This window comes from Bacillus sp. FSL R9-9530, from assembly GCF_038008145.1.
GTDB lineage: Bacteria > Bacillota > Bacilli > Bacillales > Bacillaceae_G > Bacillus_A > Bacillus_A mycoides.
In genome coordinates this window covers 3832344-3853556 of record NZ_JBBOYO010000001.1, presented here as the reverse complement: position 1 = coordinate 3853556, position 21213 = coordinate 3832344, and the positions used below count along the sequence as shown (strand labels likewise).

The window sequence follows — 21213 nt, the reverse complement described above, 5'->3', positions numbered from 1 at the left end:
ATATACCTTCATCAGTTTGGTGATGATGGCAGAGAGGTCACACCCGTTCCCATACCGAACACGGAAGTTAAGCTCTCTAGCGCCGATGGTAGTTGGGACCTTGTCCCTGTGAGAGTAGGACGTCGCCAAGCAAAATAAAAACACAAGTCTTTTGACTTGTGTTTTTTCGTGTTTCTTTTTACAATTCATAGTAATTTAAAAAATCTTTACTTAAAGAATCGTCCTTTTGATTAAAGACAGGGAAATGTGGCTAGGATAGTGAATAAGCAAAAGAGTTGCAAATTTTTTTAATACGTATATAATTAAAGTCAAAGATAGTCAAAGTCAATAAAGGTGGCGGATAAATGAGAAATATATCTGATATCATTGAGAAATATCTAAAGCAAGTTATTGACTTAAGCAATAATAATGCGATTGAAATCAAGAGGAATGAGGTCGCTGATCGATTCGATTGTGTGCCGTCTCAAATCAACTATGTAATCAATACCCGTTTTACGTTAGAAAGAGGATTCGTAGTAGAAAGTAAACGAGGTGGAGGAGGTTACATTCGCATTATAAAAGTCAAACTGCATGATGATATAGACATTATTGATCAAATGCTTCATATGATTGATCATAGCGTTGCACAAGGAAATGCAGAAAGCATGATTATACGTTTAATAGAAGAGGGTATTATAACAAATCGTGAAGCTAAACTTATGTTAAGCGTACTAGATCGTTCTGTATTATTAATGGATGTTCCTTCTCGAGATGAACTTAGGGCTCGAATATTATGCGCAATGTTAAGAACACTGAAATATAAATAAATATAACTTTTGTTAAGAATGATAGCTAAGATAATGCAGTTTAATATTGTAGGGATTTTGAAAGATGACATGTGCTTTTACTAAATGGATTAAGGAAAGAGAACAATCTAGTAATGTATGAAAAGTATCATGAGATAGATCGTTCCTGTTGTAAAGGTGGGGGATAGCGATGACTTGTCAAAACTGTAATATAAGACCAGCAACTTTACATTATACAAAAGTAATCAACGGAAAAAAGGCGGAAGTTCATCTTTGCGAGCAATGTGCAGAACAAAGTGGCTATACGTCTTTCTTTCAATCACCGCAGTCTAATTTTTCATTCCATGACCTATTAGCCGGATTATTGCATAGTGAACCGGCAATGTTTGAAGAAGGGCAAGATGCATTTTCAAATACAAATATATCAAGATGTCCGAATTGTAAGATGACATATGAACAATTTACAAAAGTGGGACGCTTTGGATGTGCTTCTTGTTACGATACATTTAAGGGGCATTTAAAACCGTTGTTAAAACGTCTTCACGGTGGGCATACGGATCATTGTGGAAAAATTCCTGAACGTATAGAAGGAAATATCTACTTAAAGAAAGAATTAGATGAACTAAAACTCAATCTGAAACAATATGTACAGAAAGAGGAATTTGAGAAAGCGGCTGAAGTACGAGATAAAATTCGAGGTCTTGTAAATCAGCTTAGTGAGCATAGAGAGGGGGAATAGTTCTATGTCACTGGACAGAATCATGAATGAAGCGATTAGTCCATGGATGAAGGGAGATGGCCCTGATTCTGATATTGTTTTAAGTAGTCGAATTCGTTTGGCTCGTAATTTTAAAAAATATCAATTCTCTACTATGCAAAACGAGGAAGAAGCTAAGCAGATTCATGAGTTATTTAAGAAGAAGTTTATAAAAAAACCTGTAGAACCTTTTGGGGAGTTTGAACTATTAAAAATGAATGAATTAAATCCTCTTCAAAGGAGAGTTTTAGTTGAGAAGCATTTAATTAGTCCAAATCTTGCAGGAACAGAATACGGAGCATGCCTACTATCAGAAAGTGAACATATAAGTATCATGCTTAATGAAGAGGATCATGTTAGGATTCAGTGCCTATTTTCAGGTTTACAGTTATCAGAGGCGATTCAAAGTGCCAATCAAATAGATAATTGGATCGAGGAGCAGGTTGAATATGCTTTTGATGAATCGCTTGGATATATTACGAGTTGCCCCACTAACGTCGGTACAGGATTAAGGGCTTCGGTAATGATTCATTTGCCGGGACTGGTTTTAACGAAAAGAATTAACCGTATTATACAAGTAATTCAAAAATTAGGGTTAGTAGTAAGAGGAATATACGGTGAAGGTAGCGAAGCGTTAGGTAATATATTTCAAGTGTCAAATCAAATGACACTAGGGAAATCAGAAGAAGATATTATTGCAGATTTAAAGAGTGTCATTCAACAAATCATCCATCAAGAAAAAACGGCTAGAGAATTAATTGTACAAAATTCAAGCATTGAGCTTGAAGATAAAGTATATCGTTCTTACGGAATACTAGCTAACAGTCGTTTAATTCAATCTGCAGAAGCAGCCACTTGCTTATCAGATGTACGGCTTGGTATTGACTTAGGATATATACAAGGTATATCGAGAAATATTTTAACTGAGTTAATGGTTCTTACTCAGCCAGGCATTTTGCAACAATATGCAGGAGGACCTTTAGGACCAGAAGAAAGAGATTATCGAAGAGCAACCTTAATCCGTGAGCGATTACGAATTGAACAAAATTAAGCGCAAGTAGGAGGCGATTTCTATGATGTTTGGAAGATTTACAGAACGAGCACAGAAAGTATTAGCTTTATCTCAAGAGGAAGCAATTCGCATTGGGCATAATAATATTGGAACAGAACATATTTTACTTGGGCTTGTACGCGAAGGTGAAGGAATTGCAGCAAAAGCGTTAATTGCTCTTGGATTAAGTCCAGAGAAAGTTCAAAAAGAGGTAGAAGCATTAATTGGACGTGGAACGGAAGCTTCTCAAACAGTACATTACACACCTCGTGCTAAAAAAGTTATTGAGTTGTCTATGGACGAAGCTCGTAAGCTAGGCCATTCCTACGTTGGAACAGAACATATTTTACTTGGTTTAATCCGTGAAGGTGAAGGTGTAGCAGCACGCGTTTTAAATAATTTAGGTGTAAGCCTAAATAAAGCAAGACAACAAGTGTTACAACTCCTTGGAAGTAATGAAGCTAGTTCAGGTCACCAGGGTGGTTCATCAACAAATGCGAATACACCTACACTTGACAGTCTAGCACGTGATTTAACAGTTGTTGCACGTGAAAATCGTTTAGATCCTGTTATTGGACGTAGTAAAGAAATTCAACGTGTAATTGAAGTGTTAAGCCGTAGAACAAAAAACAATCCAGTATTAATTGGAGAACCTGGTGTAGGTAAGACAGCAATTGCGGAAGGATTAGCACAGCAAATTGTAAATAATGAAGTTCCTGAAACTTTAAGAGATAAGCGTGTTATGACATTAGATATGGGTACAGTTGTTGCTGGAACAAAATATCGTGGTGAATTTGAGGATCGTTTAAAGAAAGTGATGGATGAGATTCGCCAAGCTGGTAACATCATTCTATTTATTGATGAGCTTCATACGTTAATTGGTGCAGGCGGGGCGGAAGGTGCAATTGATGCATCGAATATTTTAAAACCATCTTTAGCACGTGGTGAATTACAATGTATTGGTGCAACAACTTTAGACGAATATCGTAAATATATTGAAAAGGATGCGGCATTAGAAAGACGTTTCCAACCAATTCATGTTGATGAACCAAACTTAGAAGAATCAGTTCAAATTTTAAAAGGTTTACGTGACCGTTATGAGGCGCATCACCGCGTATCTATTACAGATGATGCAATCGATGCGGCTGTAAAACTTTCAGATCGTTACATTACAGACCGTTTTTTACCTGATAAAGCAATCGATTTAATTGATGAGGCTGCATCAAAAGTGCGCTTACGTTCTTATACAACACCGCCAAACTTAAAAGAGCTTGAAGTGAAGCTTGAGGAAATTAGAAAAGAAAAAGATGCAGCTGTACAAAGCCAAGAATTTGAAAAAGCTGCTTCCTTACGTGATATGGAACAACGTTTACGTGAAAAGTTAGAAGATACAAAGCGTCAGTGGAAAGAGAAACAAGGACAAGAAAACTCAGAAGTAACAGTAGAAGATATTGCAAATGTCGTTTCCACATGGACACGTATTCCAGTTTCTAAACTTGCACAAACAGAGACAGATAAATTATTAAACTTGGAATCAATTTTACATGATCGTTTAATTGGGCAGGATGAAGCAGTTGTAGCTGTGGCAAAAGCTGTTCGTCGTGCGAGAGCGGGATTAAAAGATCCGAAACGTCCAATTGGCTCATTTATTTTCCTAGGACCTACTGGTGTAGGTAAAACAGAACTAGCAAGGGCATTAGCAGAATCTATGTTCGGTGATGAGGATGCAATGATCCGCATCGATATGTCTGAGTACATGGAAAAGCATTCTACTTCTCGTTTAGTTGGATCTCCTCCAGGATATGTTGGATATGAAGAAGGTGGACAATTAACAGAGAAAGTTCGTCGTAAGCCATATTCAGTTGTCTTATTAGATGAAGTAGAGAAAGCTCATCCTGATGTGTTTAATATTTTACTACAAGTATTAGAAGATGGCCGTTTAACAGATTCTAAAGGACGTACAGTTGATTTCCGTAATACAATTGTTATTATGACGTCTAATGTTGGTGCAGACGCATTAAAACGTAATAAACATCTTGGATTTAACGTACAAGATGAGAGCCGTGATTATTCAGATATGAAAGGTAAAGTAATGGATGAATTGAAAAAAGCATTTCGTCCAGAATTCTTAAACCGTATTGATGAAATTATCGTGTTCCATATGCTTGAGAAAAAACATATTCAAGAAATTGTAACTCTTATGGTGAATCAGTTAGTGAAACGCTTAAAAGAACAAGAGATTGAATTGCACTTAACAGAAGGAGCAATTTCAGCAATTGCTGATAAAGGATTTGATCGAGAGTACGGTGCTCGTCCGCTTCGTAGAGCAATTCAAAAACATGTAGAAGATAGACTATCAGAAGAACTGTTAAAAGGTGCTATTGAGAAAGGACAAAAAGTTATCTTTGATATAGAAGGAGAATCATTTGTCATTCATAGTGCGGAAAAGGTAAAATAAGTATAGACAAACAAAGAGGGCTACGCGATAGCCCTCTTTCTTGTACGAGAAGGATAAACGTTTGTAGATGAAAGTGAAGTGAACTATAAAAGATATGGCTAAAAAGAAAACAAAATTTACATGTCAAGAATGTGGTTATCAGTCGCCAAAATATATGGGGAAATGTCCTGGATGTGGTCAATGGAATACGCTTGTTGAAGAGATGGAACCAGTTGTATCATCAAGACGCCTTAATTATGCCAATGCAATTCAATCAGAAGTAACAAAACCAAGACGCTTAACAGAGGTAGAAACAAAGTCTGAGGCGCGTATTGAAACGAAATTTCAAGAGTTTAACCGTGTACTTGGTGGCGGGATTGTAGATGGATCTTTAGTACTTATTGGTGGAGACCCTGGGATTGGGAAATCAACATTGTTATTACAAATTTCATCGCAATTAGCAGATTCTTCATATGATGTACTATACATATCAGGTGAGGAGTCAGCAAAGCAGATCAAACTTCGTGCAGATCGTTTGCATGTAAAGGGTAGTAATCTATTTGTTGTAGCAGAGACTGATTTACAGAGAATTGCAGCGCACATTGAAGAGATGAATCCAGCTTTTGTTGTTATTGACTCCATTCAGACGATACATTTACCTGAAGTGACGTCAGCCCCAGGGAGTGTAACGCAAGTACGTGAATGTACAGCGGAATTAATGAAACTTGCAAAGACGAAAGGGATTCCTATTTTTATCGTCGGACATGTGACAAAAGAAGGGGCAATTGCAGGACCACGTATGCTAGAACATATGGTTGATGCAGTTCTTTACTTTGAAGGAGATCGTCACCATACATATCGTATTTTGCGAGCTGTGAAGAACCGTTTTGGTTCCACAAATGAAATGGGTATCTTTGAAATGAAGGAACTAGGTCTTGCAGAAGTACTAAATCCTTCTGAAATTTTCCTTGAGGAACGTCCAGTTGGAGTTGCAGGATCCACAGTGGTTGCTTCAATGGAAGGAACAAGACCGGTTTTAGTAGAAATACAAGCATTAATCTCCCCTACTAGTTTTGGAAATCCTCGAAGAATGGCGACGGGAATTGATCATAACCGCGTTTCACTTATTATGGCAGTGCTAGAAAAAAGAACAGGTTTATTGTTGCAAAATCAAGACGCATATTTAAAAGTTGCGGGTGGCTTGAAATTAGATGAACCAGCAATCGATCTAGCTGTCGCCTTAAGTATTGCTTCAAGTTTCAGAGATAAAGCTACTGCACCAGCCGATGCGGTAATAGGAGAAGTAGGCCTAACTGGAGAAATAAGAAGAGTATCAAGAATTGAACAACGTGTACAAGAAGCAGCGAAATTAGGATTTCAACGTGCTATTATTCCTAGAAAAAATTTGGGAGGATGGACAATTCCAGATGGGATTGAGGTAGTAGGTGTTTCTAATTTAGGAGAAGCGCTTCGTTTGACATTAGGAGGCTAGGCTATGGAGGAAAACAAGCAACGTGTCAAAAGTATGATTAATATTCTACAGCTTGTTGCCCCAGGAACACCACTACGCGAAGGGATAGATAACGTACTTCGTGCGCAAACTGGAGGGCTAATTGTTCTTGGGTATAATGAGCAGATTAAAAGTATTGTTGATGGAGGATTTCACATTAATTGTGCATTCTCACCGGCTAGTTTATATGAATTAGCAAAAATGGATGGGGCACTTATTTTAAATGAAACTGGGAGCAAAATTTTAATTGCAAATGCACAATTAGTTCCAGATCCATCCATTGATTCTATTGAAACAGGTATGCGTCACCGAACGGCAGAGCGTGTAGCAAAGCAGACGGCTAGCCTTGTTGTGGCTATTTCACAAAGACGTAACGTAATTACACTATATCAAGGGAACTTACGTTATACACTAAAAGATATAGGTGTAATTTTAACAAAGGCAAACCAAGCTATTCAAACGTTAGAAAAATATAAAGCTGTATGGAATGATGGGATTACGAATTTGGGCATTCTAGAATTTGAAGAGGTCGTTACAATGTCCGAGGTAGTTCACGTTTTACATAGTGTTGAAATGGTACTGCGTATTAAAAATGAAATAGTGAGCTACATTCATGAGTTAGGAACGGAAGGAAGGTTAATTCGTTTACAACTTACAGAATTACTAGCCGACTTAGAAGCAGAGGCAGCGTTATTAATTAAGGATTATTATCAAGAAAAAACGCAGGATCACCATCAAATTTTGAAAAAGTTACAAGATCTTGCAAATACACAGCTTTTAGAGGATAGCGATTTAGTTAAATTGCTCGGCTATCCAGGGCAAATGAGCTTAGAAGAAAGCGTGACACCGAGGGGATACCGAATCGCAAGCAAAATTTCTCGTGTTCCACCACTTATCATTGAAAATTTAATTAATCGATTTAAAACATTGCAAGGTGTTTGTCGTGCAACTATTAATGAATTGGATGATGTGGAAGGAATTGGGGAAGTTAGGGCGAAGAAAATACGAGAGGGCCTAAAAAGAATTCAAGAGCATCTCTATATGAGTAGACACAATTAAGAATATTACATTGATTCCATAATATAACGACACTAGAACATTTTTGTTATATGATATGGTATATTGGTAAATAAAACTATTTACAAAAAAACACGTCCGCTTTTGCATTCGGCGTTTTGATTAGCAAAACAATGGTTAATAATGAGTAGGAGGTGGTTGGATGTTAAAAAGGATCGTACAGCTCTTCTTTTTAGTGATCGGGGGAGCGTTAGGGATTTTTCTAATCCCAAAAGTTATTAATGTATTGGACGTTGGTGCTGTTCCTTTGCTTGAGGGATCGTACGTTCGTGCAATTATTGGTGCAATTATTTTATTTTTAACAACATTTTGGCTTGTGGATTATATTGTTCAACTTATTAAACATATCGAAGAAGCCCTTGTAAAGGCACCGGTAGCGGATGTTTTATTTGGTACATTAGGGTTGATCTCTGGTCTTATTGTTGCATATTTAATTTTGATACCAATTCGTGAATTCACGATTCCAGTCATTAGTACAGTATTACAAGTGTTCTTTACTCTTTTACTTGGTTATTTAGGATTCCAAGTAGGATTTAAAAAGAGAAATGAATTGCTAGGATTATTTACATTACCCCAGCGTGGAGGTAAGAAGAAAAACAATAGCGAGAACGAAGAGGTAGAGGTAGAAAAATCTACAACTCATTGGAAAATTCTCGATACAAGCGTAATTATTGATGGACGTATTGCGGATATTTGCCAAACGAAGTTTTTAGAAGGAACAATTGTGATTCCACAATTCGTATTAGAAGAGCTTCAGCATATTGCCGATTCTTCTGATGCTTTAAAGCGTAATCGTGGTCGCAGAGGATTAGACATTTTAAATCGTATTCAAAAAGAGCTACCAATTCCGGTGGAAATTTATGAAGGCGATTTTGAGGATATCCAAGAGGTGGATAGCAAGCTTGTAAAGTTAGCTAAAATCACTGGTGGAACTGTTGTAACAAATGATTTCAACTTAAACAAAGTTTCTGAATTACAAGGAGTAACAGTATTAAACATTAACGATTTAGCAAATGCAATTAAACCAGTCGTACTCCCTGGCGAAGAATTAAGTGTTTATGTTGTGAAAGATGGTAAAGAACAAAATCAAGGTGTGGCATATTTAGATGATGGCACGATGATTGTAGTAGAAGACGGTAGAGAATATGTCGGTTCGCAACTTAATGTACTAGTTACAAGTGTGTTGCAAACATCGGCTGGTCGTATGATTTTCGCAAAACGTAAATTATTAGAAAAAGCATTATAAGTAGAGGATTATTAATATGTATACGTTAATTATTCCAGCAGCGGGTCAAGGGAAACGGATGGGTGCTGGCAAAAACAAGTTGTTCTTACTTATAAATGGAGTACCTATCATTGTGCATACATTACGTGCTTTTGAAAAAGATAAAGCATGTAAACGTATTATCATGGCAATTAACGAAGAGGAACGCCCTTATTTTGAGGAGTTAATGCAGAAGTACCCGGTTGAAAAGCAGGTGCAATTTATTCAAGGCGGGGCCGAAAGACAAGATAGTGTGTATAATGCGCTTCAGTATGTGAGTGGTGTTGAATATGTTCTCGTACACGATGGTGCGCGCCCGTTCGTAACGAATAAGATGATGCAAGATGTATTAACTGCAGCAGAGAAATATGGTGCTTCCATTTGTGCGGTGCCAGTGAAGGATACCATTAAGAAAGTAGAACAGGGTGTTGTTGTTGAAACGGTAGAACGTTCTCAGCTTAAAGCGGTTCAAACGCCGCAAGGATTTTCTGTTCCTCTTTTATTAGAAGCTCATAGAAGTGCAAAGCAAAGTTGTTTTCTTGGTACAGATGACGCAAGTCTCGTAGAACGTGTAGGGAAGAAAGTAGGCGTAGTAGAGGGGAGTTACTATAATATTAAAGTGACGACTCCAGAGGACTTACTAATTGCTGAAAGTTTCCTTCATGTTCAGAAGAAATAGAAGTGATGGTATTATAGTAAAGAAAAGCTCGGCAGTTGCCGGGCTTTTCTTTATAGAGATAGCAATATAATATAGAATTCATAAAGTAGTTTAGATTGAGGAGGATGTAAAGAATGTTTCGAATTGGACAAGGTTTTGATGTACATGAATTTGCGGAAGGTAGACCGTTAATTATCGGTGGAATTACAATTCCTCATGAAAAAGGATTAATCGGTCACTCGGATGCAGATGTATTGTTACATACGATTGCTGACGCATGTCTAGGAGCAATTGCAGCAGGAGATATTGGAAAACATTTTCCCGATACAGATCCTGCCTTCAAAGATGCGGATTCAGCTGTATTGTTACAAAAGGTTTGGGAATTTGTGCGTGAACAAGGTTATGAGCTAGGGAACCTAGATTGTACAATTATTGCCCAAAAGCCAAAAATGGCACCGCATATTGAAAGCATGCGTAAACGCATTAGTGAACTATTAGAAACGTCTATTGATAATATTAATGTAAAGGCAACAACAACAGAAAAATTAGGATTTACAGGTAGAGAAGAAGGGATTGCTTCTCAAGCGGTTGTTTTATTACAGAAAAAATAGTGGTTTTTAATTCGTAAGATGGATAATCACGTTTTTTTGGTGTACAATTATAGAATGTGTTGACATTAAGATTGGAAGGTGTACCAACTATGGAAAAGCAAGTGAGAGTGCGCTATGCGCCAAGTCCAACAGGACACTTACATATCGGAAATGCGCGTACGGCATTATTTAATTATTTATTTGCTCGTCATCAAGATGGTAAGTTTATTATTCGTATTGAAGATACTGATGTGAAACGTAATGTTGCTGGTGGAGAAGAAAGCCAATTAAAATACTTGAAATGGCTCGGTATGGACTGGGATGAAGGTGTTGATGTTGGTGGTGAATTTGGACCATATCGTCAAACAGAGCGTTTAGATATTTATAAAAAATTATATAAAGATTTATTAGAGCGTGATTTAGCTTACAAATGTTATATGACAGAAGAAGAGCTAGAAGCAGAGCGTGAAGGTCAAATCGCTCGTGGTGAAACACCGCGTTATGCAGGAAACCACCGTGATTTAACTGAGGAGCAAATTAAAGGATTTGAGGCTGAAGGCCGTATTCCAAGTATTCGCTTCCGTGTGCCGGCTGATAGCGACTACACGTTTAAAGATCTCGTAAAAGATGAAGTTGCATTCCATTCAAATGATTTTGGTGATTTCGTTATCGTGAAAAAAGATGGAATTCCAACTTATAACTTTGCGGTAGCGGTAGATGATCACTTAATGGAGATTACACACGTACTTCGTGGTGATGATCATATTTCAAACACGCCAAAACAAATGATGATTTACGAAGCTTTCGGTTGGGATATCCCGAAGTTCGGTCATATGACTTTAATTGTAAACGAAAGCCGTAAAAAGCTAAGTAAGCGTGACGAATCTATTATTCAATTTATTGAGCAATATAAAGAGCTTGGATATCTTCCAGAAGCAATCTTTAACTTTATTGCATTACTAGGTTGGTCACCAGTAGGTGAAGAAGAAGTCTTCTCTCAAGATGAGTTCATCAAAATGTTTGATGCAGCTCGTTTATCAAAATCACCTGCATTATTTGATTCCCAAAAACTAAAATGGATGAACAACCAATATATGAAAAAACAAGATTTAGATACGGTTGTTGAACTAAGCTTACCGCATTTAGTGAAAGCGGGTCGCGTAGGTGAAAACTTAAGCGAACAAGAACAAGCGTGGGTTCGTGATGTAATTGCTTTATATCATGACCAAATGAGCTTTGGAGCTGAAATTGTAGAGCTTTCTGAAATGTTCTTTAAAGATCATGTTGATCATGAAGAAGAGGGACAAGAAGTATTGAAAGGTGAACAAGTACCTGAAGTACTTCGTGCATTTGCCGATCAATTAGAAGCTTTAGAAGCAATGGAGCCAGCGGCAGTTAAGGCGGCTATTAAAGCAGTTCAAAAAGAAACAGGACATAAAGGTAAAAACCTATTTATGCCAATCCGTGTTGCTACTACTGGACAAACACATGGTCCAGAGCTTCCTAACGCTATTGCTCTTCTTGGAAAAGAAAAAGTTTTAAATCGTATTCAAAAAGTAATTGGTTAACATTTTCTAGGTTTAGCAATATAATAAGTATATCTAAAATCTAATAAGGAAAAGCGACGAGAAGGAGAAGTAGAAAATCAGGCTTTTTACAGAGAGAACCACCCTTAGGCTGGAAGTGGTTTATAAGCGGATTTTTGAAATGCCCCTTCGAGTCTTCTGTTGAACAGCGAAGTATTTCGCGGAACGTCTTAGGGCGCAAAGTAAACAGAAGCGGTGTAAACCGTTATCATGGATGAGTTTGAGGCTTCTTTAGCCTAAACAGAGTGGAACCGCGCTTATAAGGCGTCTCTGTCTATATGACAGAGGCGTCTTTTTTTTATACCATGTAAATGGTGTGAGTATAAGTTTTATCCCCTTGTATAAAGATTTAGGGGGAAGTGGGGAGTTAGTTCACTCGAAAAAAGCAGCCCATAAAGGGGAGGGAACATCGATGTTTAAGAGGCTTCGGGAAGATATTGAAGTCGTTTTTGAACAGGATCCAGCGGCAAGAAGTTATTTCGAAGTCATTTTAACTTACTCTGGATTACATGCAGTTTGGGCCCATCGAATTGCACATGCTTTTTATAAAAGGAATTTTTTCTTTATGGCACGTTGGATTTCGCAAGTTAGCCGTTTTTTTACTGGCATTGAGATTCATCCAGGAGCAACTATTGGTCGTCGTTTTTTCATTGATCATGGAATGGGGGTTGTAATTGGAGAAACGTGTGAAATTGGCGAAAACGTAACCATTTATCAAGGTGTCACATTAGGTGGTACAGGTAAAGAAAAAGGAAAGAGGCACCCTACAATTCAGGATAATGTATTAATTGCAACAGGTGCTAAAGTACTAGGTTCTATTACTATTGGAGAGAATTCTAAAATTGGAGCAGGATCTGTCGTGTTAAAGGAAGTTCCTGCGCATTCTACAGTTGTAGGTATACCTGGCCGAGTCGTTATTCAAAATGGAGTAAAAATTGGTCAAGAATTAAATCATTCTGATCTTCCGGATCCGATTTTTGATAAATTAAAGGTTATGGAAGTAGAACTTGATAAATTGAGAAAGCAACTTGAAGTAAAGGTAGGAAGGAAGGATAAAAATGACTATTCACATTTATAATACGTTAACGCGTCAAAAAGAAGAGTTTATGCCATTAGAAGAAAATAAGGTAAAGATGTATGTGTGTGGACCTACAGTGTATAACTACATTCACATTGGGAATGCAAGACCACCTATGGTGTTTGATACAGTACGTCGTTACTTAGAATATAAAGGATATGATGTGCAGTATGTATCTAACTTTACTGACGTGGATGATAAATTAATTAAGGCGGCAAACGAATTAGGTGAAGATGTGCCAACAATTGCAGATCGTTTTGTTGAAGCTTACTTTGAAGATGTAACGGCACTAGGTTGCAAACATGCAACGGTTCATCCACGTGTAACGGAAAATATGGATATCATTATTGAATTTATTCAAGAACTTGTGAATAAAGGGTATGCATATGAATCAGAAGGTGATGTGTACTTTAAAACGAAAGAATTCGAAGGTTACGGTAAATTATCACATCAACCGATTGCAGACTTACGTCACGGTGCACGTATTGAAGTAGGAGAAAAGAAACAAGACCCTCTTGATTTTGCTTTATGGAAAGCTGCGAAAGAAGGAGAAATCTTCTGGGAAAGCCCTTGGGGGAAAGGACGCCCAGGGTGGCATATTGAATGCTCAGCAATGGCGCGTAAATATTTAGGGGATACAATTGATATTCATGCTGGTGGTCAAGATTTAGCATTTCCTCATCATGAAAATGAAATTGCGCAGTCTGAGGCGTTGACAGGAAAAACATTTGCACGTTATTGGATGCATAACGGATATATTAATATTAATAACGAGAAGATGTCTAAGTCGCTTGGAAACTTCATTTTAGTTCACGATATCATTAAACAATATGATCCACAGTTAATCAGGTTCTTTATGCTATCGGTACATTACCGTCACCCAATTAACTTTAGCGAGGATTTATTGCAAAGTACTAATAATGGACTAGAAAGAATTAAAACAGCTTACGGTAACTTAAAGCATCGTATGGAAAGTAGTACGGATTTAACGGACCATAATGAAAAATGGTTAGCTGAAATGGAAAAGTTCCAGGTTGCATTCGAAGAAGCGATGGATGATGATTTCAATACGGCTAATGCGATTACTGAATTATATAACGTAGCAAATCACGCAAATCAATATTTGTTAGAAGAACATACTTCTAAAGTTGTAATTGAAGCGTATGTAAAACAACTTGAAACATTATTTAGTATTTTAGGATTAGAATTAGCACAAGAAGAGTTGCTTGATGAAGAAATTGAAGCACTAATCCAAAAGCGTATTGAAGCTCGTCAAAATCGTGACTTCGCACTATCTGATCAAATTCGCGATGATTTAAAAGGACGTAATATTATTTTAGAAGATACCGCTCAAGGTACAAGATGGAAAAGAGGATAAGAATGATTGATGCAAAGCAATTGAACAGCTTAGCTTTAGCATATATGGGTGATGCGGTATATGAGCAATATATCCGCTATCACCTCCTTCAAAAGGGGACAGTTCGCCCTAATCAATTACATCGCTTAGGGACGGGCTTTGTTTCGGCAAAAGCACAGGCGAAAGTTGTTTATCATTTATTAGAAACGGCATTTTTGACAGAAGAGGAAGAGGCGGTATTAAGAAGAGGGCGTAATGCGAATTCGGGTACTGTTCCAAAAAATACAGATGTACAAACATATCGACACAGTACAGCCTTTGAAGCACTAATCGGTTATCATCACTTGTTGAATAATCGTGAAAGATTGGACGAGATTGTATATAAGGCGATTGACGTTTTGGAAGAAAAGGAAGGGAGCACATCATCATGAGTAGTGAATATATTATCGGACGTAACCCTGTAATTGAAGCTTTAAGAGCGGGGAGAGATATTAATAAAATTTTGGTAGCGGAAGGTGCTGCCAAAGGACAAGTGCAAATTGTACTAGCATTAGCAAAAGAGAATAAGGTTATTTTGCAACACGCACCAAAGAAGAAATTAGATCAATTGGTTGAGGGTAATCATCAAGGTGTAATTGCTCAAGTAGCTGCATATCAATATGCTGAGTTAGAGGATTTGTTTAAATTAGCAGAAAAACGCAATGAAGATCCGTTCTTCTTGATTTTAGATGAAATTGAAGACCCGCATAACTTAGGCTCTATTATGCGTACTGCGGATGCAACAGGGGCTCATGGGGTTATTATTCCAAAAAGAAGGGCTGTGGGGCTTACAGCGTCAGTTGCGAAAGCGTCGACTGGGGCAATTGAATATATTCCTGTTGCACGTGTAACAAATTTATCGCGTACAATTGATGAATTAAAAGAACGTGGACTTTGGATTGCTGGTACAGATGCCAAAGGGAAAACAGATTACCGTAATTTAGATGGTAATATGCCAATCGGACTAGTAATTGGTAGTGAAGGAAAAGGTATGAGTCGTATTATTGGTGAAAAGTGTGATTTCCTAATTACTTTACCGATGGTCGGTAAAGTTACATCCTTAAATGCTTCAGTAGCCGCAAGTTTGTTAATGTATGAGGTATATCGTAAACGTCACGAAATTGGTAAATAAAAAATGAACGATATTTTAATCGTTGACGGTTACAACATTATCGGGGCTTGGGGAGACTTGAAGAAACTGCGGGATGTAGATTTACAGTCATCAAGAGACGCACTTATTGATAAGATGGCGGATTATCAAGGGTATACAGGCACAAAGGTAATGATTGTCTTTGATGCCTATACAGTCTATGGTATTGAAAAAAAGATGAAACAATCACGGGTGGAAGTAATATTCACGAGAAAAAATCAAACTGCAGATGAAAAGATAGAACAACTTGCGATTGAGCTTAGAAATATAAATACACAAATATACGTTGCAACTTCGGATTATACGGAGCAATGGATTATATTTGCGCAAGGTGCACTTCGAAAATCTGCGCGTGAATTAGAGTTAGAAGTGCAAGCGATGGAACAACAAGTAAGAAGGTGTACAAAAGACACGAAAGAAAAGCAACCCGCCATGCGAAAGATATTTAGTGAAGATATTACAGAAAAATTAGAAAAATTAAGAAGAGGAGAGCGTTGAAGCATTGACGCTCTTTATCTTTTTACTGTATAATATTGCTAAATATATAGCGGTCGGAGGGATCAGGGTGGAAGCAGGCTTCGTAAGTGTAGGCGACGTTACATTTCGTGATTTAGAGGATGAGGCAATCGTTGAGTTAGTTCGAAAAGGTAATACTGACGCTCTAGAATATTTAATTCACAAATATAAGAACTTTGTTCGCGCGAAATCAAGATCTTATTTCTTGGTGGGTGCCGATCGAGAAGATATTGTTCAAGAAGGCATGATTGGATTGTTTAAAGCTATTCGTGATTATAAAGGGGACAAGCTGTCTTCGTTCAAAGCATTTGCTGAACTGTGTATCACTCGACAAATTATTACCGCTATTAAAACAGCAACAAGGCAAAAACATATTCCGTTAAATTCGTATGTGTCTTTAGATAAGCCAATTTACGATGAGGAATCTGATCGAACATTATTAGATGTTATTTCGGAATCGAAAGTAACTGATCCAGAAGAGATGATTATAAGTCAGGAAGAATATACAGACATAGAATCTAAAATATCTGAATTATTAAGCGATTTAGAAAGAAAAGTGCTCTCTTTATACTTAGATGGTCGTTCCTATCAAGAAATTTCAGAACAGTTAAACAGGCACGTGAAATCTATTGATAACGCATTGCAGCGTGTAAAAAGGAAATTAGAAAGATATATGGAGATGAGAGAGAGCACAACTTTAAATTCATAGCAAGTGCCGCAGGTGTAAAATAATTCACCTGTTTTCTTTTTGTTAAGAGAGTGAAAGTCATGACATTGACATTGTCTTTTGTTGTATGATACATTTTTAGGGACAATGTTACAAGGTTGGTGTAACTAATGAGGAAAAAAGTTGTACTCTCATGTGAAGAGTGTAAAAATCGAAACTACTCTACGATGAAAGATACGAGCTCAGTAGAGCGACTTGAGATAAAGAAGTTTTGTAAAACATGCAATAAGCATACAGTTCACAAAGAAACAAAATAAATAATTGAAATAATAAACTGGAGGTCCCGTAGATGCGTTTAACGAACTTTTTCGGCGATGTAGGTCGCGAAATGAAAAAAGTAAGTTGGCCTAAAAAAGATGAATTACTCCGATCAACAACGACTGTTATCGCGACAGTTGTGTTCTTTGCGATTTTCTTCGCAGTGGTTGATATGGGCATTTCTTCTTTAATTCGGTTAATTCTTGGTTAATTCTTGAATAAGAAGCACTTATCCATGATATAATGTTATTTATAAGAACTGTGTAAAAGCCCGGTGAACGGGTTTTTTCATTTGCGCAAAAAAATGTACGTCAGGGAGGGAAGGACGCTCGTCCTAAATGAATGGAAAAAAGTTGGTATGTTGTCCATACTTATTCTGGATATGAAAATAAAGTAAAAGCAAACCTAGAGAAACGTGTAGAATCAATGGGTATGCAAGATAAAATTTTCCGTGTTGTTGTCCCGGAAGAAGTAGAAGTAGAAATGAAAAATGGTAAAGAAAAAATAACGAAAAGAAAAGTGTTCCCAGGTTACGTATTAGTAGAACTAATCATGACTGATGATTCTTGGTATGTTGTTCGTAATACGCCAGGTGTAACAGGCTTTGTCGGTTCTTCTGGTTCAGGATCTAAACCATCGCCTCTATTAGAAGAGGAAGTTGTTACCATCATGAAGCATATGGGAATGGACAATGAAGTGGTTGATTTCGAATTTGAACTTCATGAAACAGTGCGTGTAAATGAGGGGCCATTCGCGGATTATACAGGTGCGATTGAAGAAATTGATGTGGAAAAGAAAAAAGTTAGCGTGCTTGTAGACATGTTCGGTCGCGAGACTCCGGTTGAACTTGATTTCCATCAAATTGAAAAATTATAAAATGAAACTTGAAATGAATTGTAAAAAGTGATAATATCTTTTAAGTCAGTACGTCTTCGGTAACGGAGACGTTTTTTGAAAAAGATTTTATCATTATGATAAAATATGAAGTGGGAGGGCAAATCACTGCCCAATTGACCACATCACGGACTTAAGGAGGTGTGTCTCGTGGCTAAAAAGGTAATTAAAATGGTAAAACTTCAGATTCCTGCAGGTAAAGCTAATCCAGCTCCGCCGGTTGGTCCAGCATTAGGACAAGCAGGTGTTAACATCATGGGCTTCTGTAAAGAGTTTAACGCTCGTACAGCTGATCAAGCTGGTCTTATCATCCCTGTTGAAATTACGGTATTTGAGGACCGTTCATTCACTTTCATTACTAAAACTCCTCCTGCTGCTGTTCTTCTTAAGAAAGTAGCTGGTATTGAGTCTGGTTCTGGTGAACCAAATCGTAATAAAGTGGCAACTGTTAAGCGTGATAAAGTACGCGAAATCGCTGAAACTAAAATGCCTGACCTAAACGCTGCTAGCGTAGAAGCTGCAATGCGTATGGTTGAAGGTACTGCGCGCAGTATGGGCATCGTTATCGAAGACTAATTCGATTTGTTTTTTGTAAAAAAGGTTGCGGGTCTGGAATTCCAATTCGCAACCTTTATTATCGTAAATGATCATCATTTTTAAATAAATGGATGGGCGCACATCCTCGGGGGTTCCCGGAATGAAGGCGTAAACGTGGGAGGTTATTCCGCTAAAACCACATTCAAGGAGGAAACAAACATGGCTAAAAGAGGTAAAAAGTACGTTGAAGCTGCGAAGCTTGTTGATCGTGCATCTGCTTACTCTGCAACAGAAGCAGTAGAATTAGTAAAGAAAACAAACACAGCTAAATTTGATGCAACTGTAGAAGCTGCATTCCGTTTAGGTGTTGACCCTAAGAAAGCTGACCAACAAATTCGTGGTGCAGTTGTTCTTCCACACGGTACTGGTAAAGTACAACGTGTATTAGTATTCGCTAAAGGCGAAAAAGCAAAAGAAGCTGAAGCTGCTGGCGCTGAATTCGTAGGCGATGCTGATTACATCGGTAAAATCCAAAAAGGTTGGTTTGATTTCGATGTAGTAGTAGCAACTCCTGACATGATGGGTGAAGTTGGTAAACTTGGTCGTGTATTAGGACCTAAAGGTTTAATGCCAAACCCTAAAACTGGAACAGTTACTTTCGATGTAACTAAAGCTGTTAACGAAATCAAAGCTGGTAAAGTTGAATACCGCGTTGATAAAGCTGGTAACATCCACGTTCCAATCGGTAAAGTATCTTTCGAAGATGCTAAATTAGTAGAAAACTTCAAAACAATTGCTGACACGCTACAAAAAGCTAAGCCAGCTGCTGCAAAAGGTACTTACATGAAGAACGCAACTGTTGCTTCTACAATGGGACCTGGCGTACGCGTAGACGTTTCTACACTTGCGTAAAAATTGGAAGTTGACTTCATAAAGAAGTTTTAATATAATCATTTATGTTGTGAATTTTAATAGTGTACCGTAGACAGTAGGAGTCGATTCGACTTAATTTCCTACCTAGGTGTTAATATACGAAGCGGAATCTTTTTTCTGTGACTATATGCCTCCATGTCTACAAGTTGGGCATGGAGGTTTTTAGTGCACTTTCGGTACATCTTCTATATAATCTACAGGAGGTGTAATAACATGAGCAAAGTAATCGAAACTAAACAACAAGTTGTAACTGAAATCGCTGAAAAACTTCGCGCGAGTAAATCTACAATTGTTGTTGACTACCGTGGTTTAACAGTTTCTGAAGCAACAGAATTACGTAAAAACTTACGTGAAGCTGGCGTTGAGTTCAAAGTTTACAAAAACTCTTTAACTCGTCGTGCTGCAGAGTCTGCTGAAATGGCTGAGTTAAACGAATTCTTAACAGGACCAAACGCAATCGCGTTCAGTAACGAGGATGTAGTTGCTCCTGCGAAAGTATTAAACGACTTCGCTAAAAATCATGAAGCTTTAGAAATTAAAGCGGGCGTAATCGAAGGTAAACTTGTAACACTTGATGAGGTTAAAGCTATCGCTACTCTTCCATCACGTGAAGGCTTACTTTCTATGCTTCTTAGCGTTCTTCAAGCTCCAATCCGTAACCTTGCACTTGCTACTAAAGCAGTTGCAGATCAAAAGGAAGAGCAAGGCGCTTAATTTTTTAAAAGATAATTACTTGTTATCTATAAAACAATACAAACCTATTTAAGGGAGGATATTTACAATGACTAAAGAACAAATCATTGAAGCAGTTAAATCTATGACTGTATTAGAACTTAACGACTTAGTAAAAGCTATCGAGGAAGAATTCGGCGTAACTGCTGCTGCTCCTGTAGCTGTAGCTGGTGGCGCTGGTGAAGCTGCTGCTGAGCAAACTGAATTTGACGTAGTACTTGCAAGTGCTGGCGCTCAAAAAATCAAAGTTATCAAAGCTGTACGTGAAATCACTGGTCTTGGCTTAAAAGAAGCTAAAGAATTAGTTGACAACACTCCAAAAGCAATCAAAGAAGGCGTTACTAAAGAGGAAGCTGAAGAAATGAAAGCTAAACTTGAAGAAGTTGGCGCTGCTGTAGAAGTTAAGTAATTAACTTTTGGTGCTTTAAAAAAAGCTCGCTCTTATGCGAGCTTTTTTTTTAACTGTAAAGAAAAGAGGTGGCCATATGGCAGACCATTATTTTTCTAACGACCCTTCTAGTAAAAGTGATCGTAAACGATGGGAAGTTACACTTCGTGAATCTCGATTTACTTTTTTATCTGACCATGGGGTGTTCTCGAAAAACGAAGTGGACTTTGGTTCTCGTCTTTTAATTGAAGCGTTTCAAATGCCAGATGTTAAAGGTAATGTGTTAGACGTAGGATGTGGGTACGGTCCAATCGGTTTGTCGTTAGCGAAAGAGTTTCAAAATCGTGAAATTCACATGGTGGATGTGAATGAAAGGGCCTTGGGACTTGCAAAAGAAAATGCCGCTAATAACAGAATTGAAAATATACGTATTTTGCAAAGTAGTGTCTATGAAAATGTAGATGGCAAGTATGCTGTTATTCTATCTAATCCTCCAATTCGTGCTGGTAAAGATATCGTGCATGAGATTTTAGAAAAGGCTGTGGAGTATTTAGTTTCAGGTGGAGAATTGTGGATTGTTATTCAAAAGAAACAAGGTGCGCCATCTGCGATGAAAAAACTAGAAGAAGTATTTTCTGAAGTTGAAGTTGTAGAAAAGAAAAAAGGATATTATATCATAAAATCAAAAAAGCGTTGACGGTTATTTTTGGCTATGTTAACATTATACAATGCCAATATATGATTTTCTGCGTTGAGAAAGATGTATATTTTTGCTTCTCTTGGAAAAGATAGTAAAATCAGCAGATTATGAAACAGAATGATGGTTTTCTTATAGAAGCCATTTTTCTTTTTTGAGCAGGTAGAAAGACTCAACGTATCTATCTTTAAG

At 37.5% G+C, this 21213-nt stretch carries 24 protein-coding genes, 1 rRNA gene and 2 other annotated features; all 25 genes read left to right on the top strand.

What is annotated here, in order from left to right; genetic code table 11:
• The first annotated feature begins 15 nt into the window (after window positions 1-15).
• The 25 genes from rrf to MKX66_RS19240 all read left to right on the top strand — a co-directional run bounded on the left by rrf (window position 16) and on the right by MKX66_RS19240 (window position 21021).
• Window positions 16-131 (top strand): 5S ribosomal RNA (gene rrf, locus MKX66_RS19360).
• Window positions 132-344: 213 nt separating this feature from the next.
• Complete coding sequence (ctsR, locus tag MKX66_RS19355) at window positions 345-806, top strand: transcriptional regulator CtsR (RefSeq protein ID WP_002029353.1); 462 nt, start codon at window positions 345-347, stop codon at window positions 804-806.
• A 169-nt stretch (window positions 807-975) separates the two neighbouring features.
• Window positions 976-1524 (top strand): UvrB/UvrC motif-containing protein, encoded by a 549-nt coding sequence (locus MKX66_RS19350; protein ID WP_002009823.1) that lies wholly within the window; start codon window positions 976-978, stop codon window positions 1522-1524.
• 4 nt (window positions 1525-1528) lie between these two features.
• Window positions 1529-2593, top strand: a complete 1065-nt coding sequence (locus tag MKX66_RS19345; protein WP_002124680.1) for a protein arginine kinase — start codon at window positions 1529-1531, stop codon at window positions 2591-2593.
• A gap of 22 nt (window positions 2594-2615) precedes the next feature.
• Window positions 2616-5051, top strand: a complete 2436-nt coding sequence (gene clpC / locus MKX66_RS19340; RefSeq protein WP_002009819.1) for an ATP-dependent protease ATP-binding subunit ClpC — start codon at window positions 2616-2618, stop codon at window positions 5049-5051.
• Between the two features lie 94 nt (window positions 5052-5145).
• The gene (radA, locus tag MKX66_RS19335) at window positions 5146-6522 is read left to right on the top strand and encodes a DNA repair protein RadA (protein WP_002009817.1); all 1377 of its coding nucleotides are present in this window, start codon (window positions 5146-5148) and stop codon (window positions 6520-6522) included.
• A 3-nt stretch (window positions 6523-6525) separates the two neighbouring features.
• Window positions 6526-7599: a DNA integrity scanning diadenylate cyclase DisA gene (gene disA / locus MKX66_RS19330; RefSeq protein WP_000392162.1), complete on the top strand. Its 1074-nt coding sequence runs from the start codon at window positions 6526-6528 to the stop codon at window positions 7597-7599.
• 160 nt (window positions 7600-7759) lie between these two features.
• Window positions 7760-8863, top strand: a complete 1104-nt coding sequence (locus MKX66_RS19325) for a PIN/TRAM domain-containing protein (protein ID WP_002063406.1) — start codon at window positions 7760-7762, stop codon at window positions 8861-8863.
• 16 nt (window positions 8864-8879) lie between these two features.
• Complete coding sequence (gene ispD / locus MKX66_RS19320; protein ID WP_002009811.1) at window positions 8880-9560, top strand: 2-C-methyl-D-erythritol 4-phosphate cytidylyltransferase; 681 nt, start codon at window positions 8880-8882, stop codon at window positions 9558-9560.
• Between the two features lie 113 nt (window positions 9561-9673).
• Window positions 9674-10150, top strand: coding sequence for a 2-C-methyl-D-erythritol 2,4-cyclodiphosphate synthase (gene ispF / locus MKX66_RS19315; protein ID WP_000488386.1), 477 nt, complete (start codon window positions 9674-9676; stop codon window positions 10148-10150).
• Between the two features lie 89 nt (window positions 10151-10239).
• A complete protein-coding gene (gene gltX / locus MKX66_RS19310; protein WP_002091496.1) occupies window positions 10240-11697 on the top strand; it encodes a glutamate--tRNA ligase in 1458 nt (485 codons plus the stop codon).
• 47 nt (window positions 11698-11744) lie between these two features.
• Window positions 11745-11990: a binding site (T-box leader), on the top strand.
• A 137-nt stretch (window positions 11991-12127) separates the two neighbouring features.
• A complete protein-coding gene (cysE, locus tag MKX66_RS19305) occupies window positions 12128-12793 on the top strand; it encodes a serine O-acetyltransferase (RefSeq protein ID WP_002091498.1) in 666 nt (221 codons plus the stop codon).
• Entirely contained in the window at window positions 12774-14171 is a 1398-nt protein-coding gene (gene cysS / locus MKX66_RS19300; RefSeq protein ID WP_002091500.1) for a cysteine--tRNA ligase, read from the top strand. Before cysE ends, cysS begins: the two co-directional genes overlap by 20 nt.
• Before the next feature lie 2 nt (window positions 14172-14173).
• The gene (locus tag MKX66_RS19295; protein WP_002009804.1) at window positions 14174-14581 is read left to right on the top strand and encodes a Mini-ribonuclease 3; all 408 of its coding nucleotides are present in this window, start codon (window positions 14174-14176) and stop codon (window positions 14579-14581) included.
• The gene (gene rlmB, locus MKX66_RS19290) at window positions 14578-15321 is read left to right on the top strand and encodes a 23S rRNA (guanosine(2251)-2'-O)-methyltransferase RlmB (RefSeq protein ID WP_002091503.1); all 744 of its coding nucleotides are present in this window, start codon (window positions 14578-14580) and stop codon (window positions 15319-15321) included. Before MKX66_RS19295 ends, rlmB begins: the two co-directional genes overlap by 4 nt.
• A 3-nt stretch (window positions 15322-15324) precedes the next feature.
• Window positions 15325-15837, top strand: coding sequence for an NYN domain-containing protein (locus MKX66_RS19285; protein WP_002009801.1), 513 nt, complete (start codon window positions 15325-15327; stop codon window positions 15835-15837).
• A gap of 67 nt (window positions 15838-15904) precedes the next feature.
• The gene (locus MKX66_RS19280; protein ID WP_002009799.1) at window positions 15905-16564 is read left to right on the top strand and encodes an RNA polymerase sporulation sigma factor SigH; all 660 of its coding nucleotides are present in this window, start codon (window positions 15905-15907) and stop codon (window positions 16562-16564) included.
• A 128-nt stretch (window positions 16565-16692) separates the two neighbouring features.
• Window positions 16693-16839 (top strand): 50S ribosomal protein L33, encoded by a 147-nt coding sequence (gene rpmG, locus MKX66_RS19275; protein WP_012260172.1) that lies wholly within the window; start codon window positions 16693-16695, stop codon window positions 16837-16839.
• A gap of 32 nt (window positions 16840-16871) precedes the next feature.
• Window positions 16872-17051, top strand: coding sequence for a preprotein translocase subunit SecE (secE, locus tag MKX66_RS19270; protein WP_002009797.1), 180 nt, complete (start codon window positions 16872-16874; stop codon window positions 17049-17051).
• A 131-nt stretch (window positions 17052-17182) separates the two neighbouring features.
• Window positions 17183-17716 carry a transcription termination/antitermination protein NusG gene (gene nusG / locus MKX66_RS19265; RefSeq protein ID WP_002009795.1) on the top strand — a complete coding sequence of 178 codons (534 nt, stop codon included), beginning with the start codon at window positions 17183-17185 and terminating at the stop codon, window positions 17714-17716.
• Window positions 17717-17884: 168 nt separating this feature from the next.
• The gene (rplK, locus tag MKX66_RS19260; RefSeq protein ID WP_001085872.1) at window positions 17885-18310 is read left to right on the top strand and encodes a 50S ribosomal protein L11; all 426 of its coding nucleotides are present in this window, start codon (window positions 17885-17887) and stop codon (window positions 18308-18310) included.
• A 180-nt stretch (window positions 18311-18490) separates the two neighbouring features.
• Complete coding sequence (rplA, locus tag MKX66_RS19255) at window positions 18491-19183, top strand: 50S ribosomal protein L1 (protein ID WP_002009792.1); 693 nt, start codon at window positions 18491-18493, stop codon at window positions 19181-19183.
• 49 nt (window positions 19184-19232) lie between these two features.
• Window positions 19233-19378, top strand: a sequence feature (ribosomal protein L10 leader region).
• Between the two features lie 39 nt (window positions 19379-19417).
• On the top strand, window positions 19418-19918 hold the full coding sequence (gene rplJ, locus MKX66_RS19250) for a 50S ribosomal protein L10 (protein ID WP_002009790.1): 501 nt from the start codon (window positions 19418-19420) through the stop codon (window positions 19916-19918).
• Between the two features lie 67 nt (window positions 19919-19985).
• Window positions 19986-20345 carry a 50S ribosomal protein L7/L12 gene (gene rplL / locus MKX66_RS19245; protein ID WP_002009788.1) on the top strand — a complete coding sequence of 120 codons (360 nt, stop codon included), beginning with the start codon at window positions 19986-19988 and terminating at the stop codon, window positions 20343-20345.
• Window positions 20346-20421: 76 nt separating this feature from the next.
• Window positions 20422-21021 (top strand): class I SAM-dependent methyltransferase, encoded by a 600-nt coding sequence (locus tag MKX66_RS19240; RefSeq protein WP_002124684.1) that lies wholly within the window; start codon window positions 20422-20424, stop codon window positions 21019-21021.
• Window positions 21022-21213 lie beyond the last annotated feature (192 nt).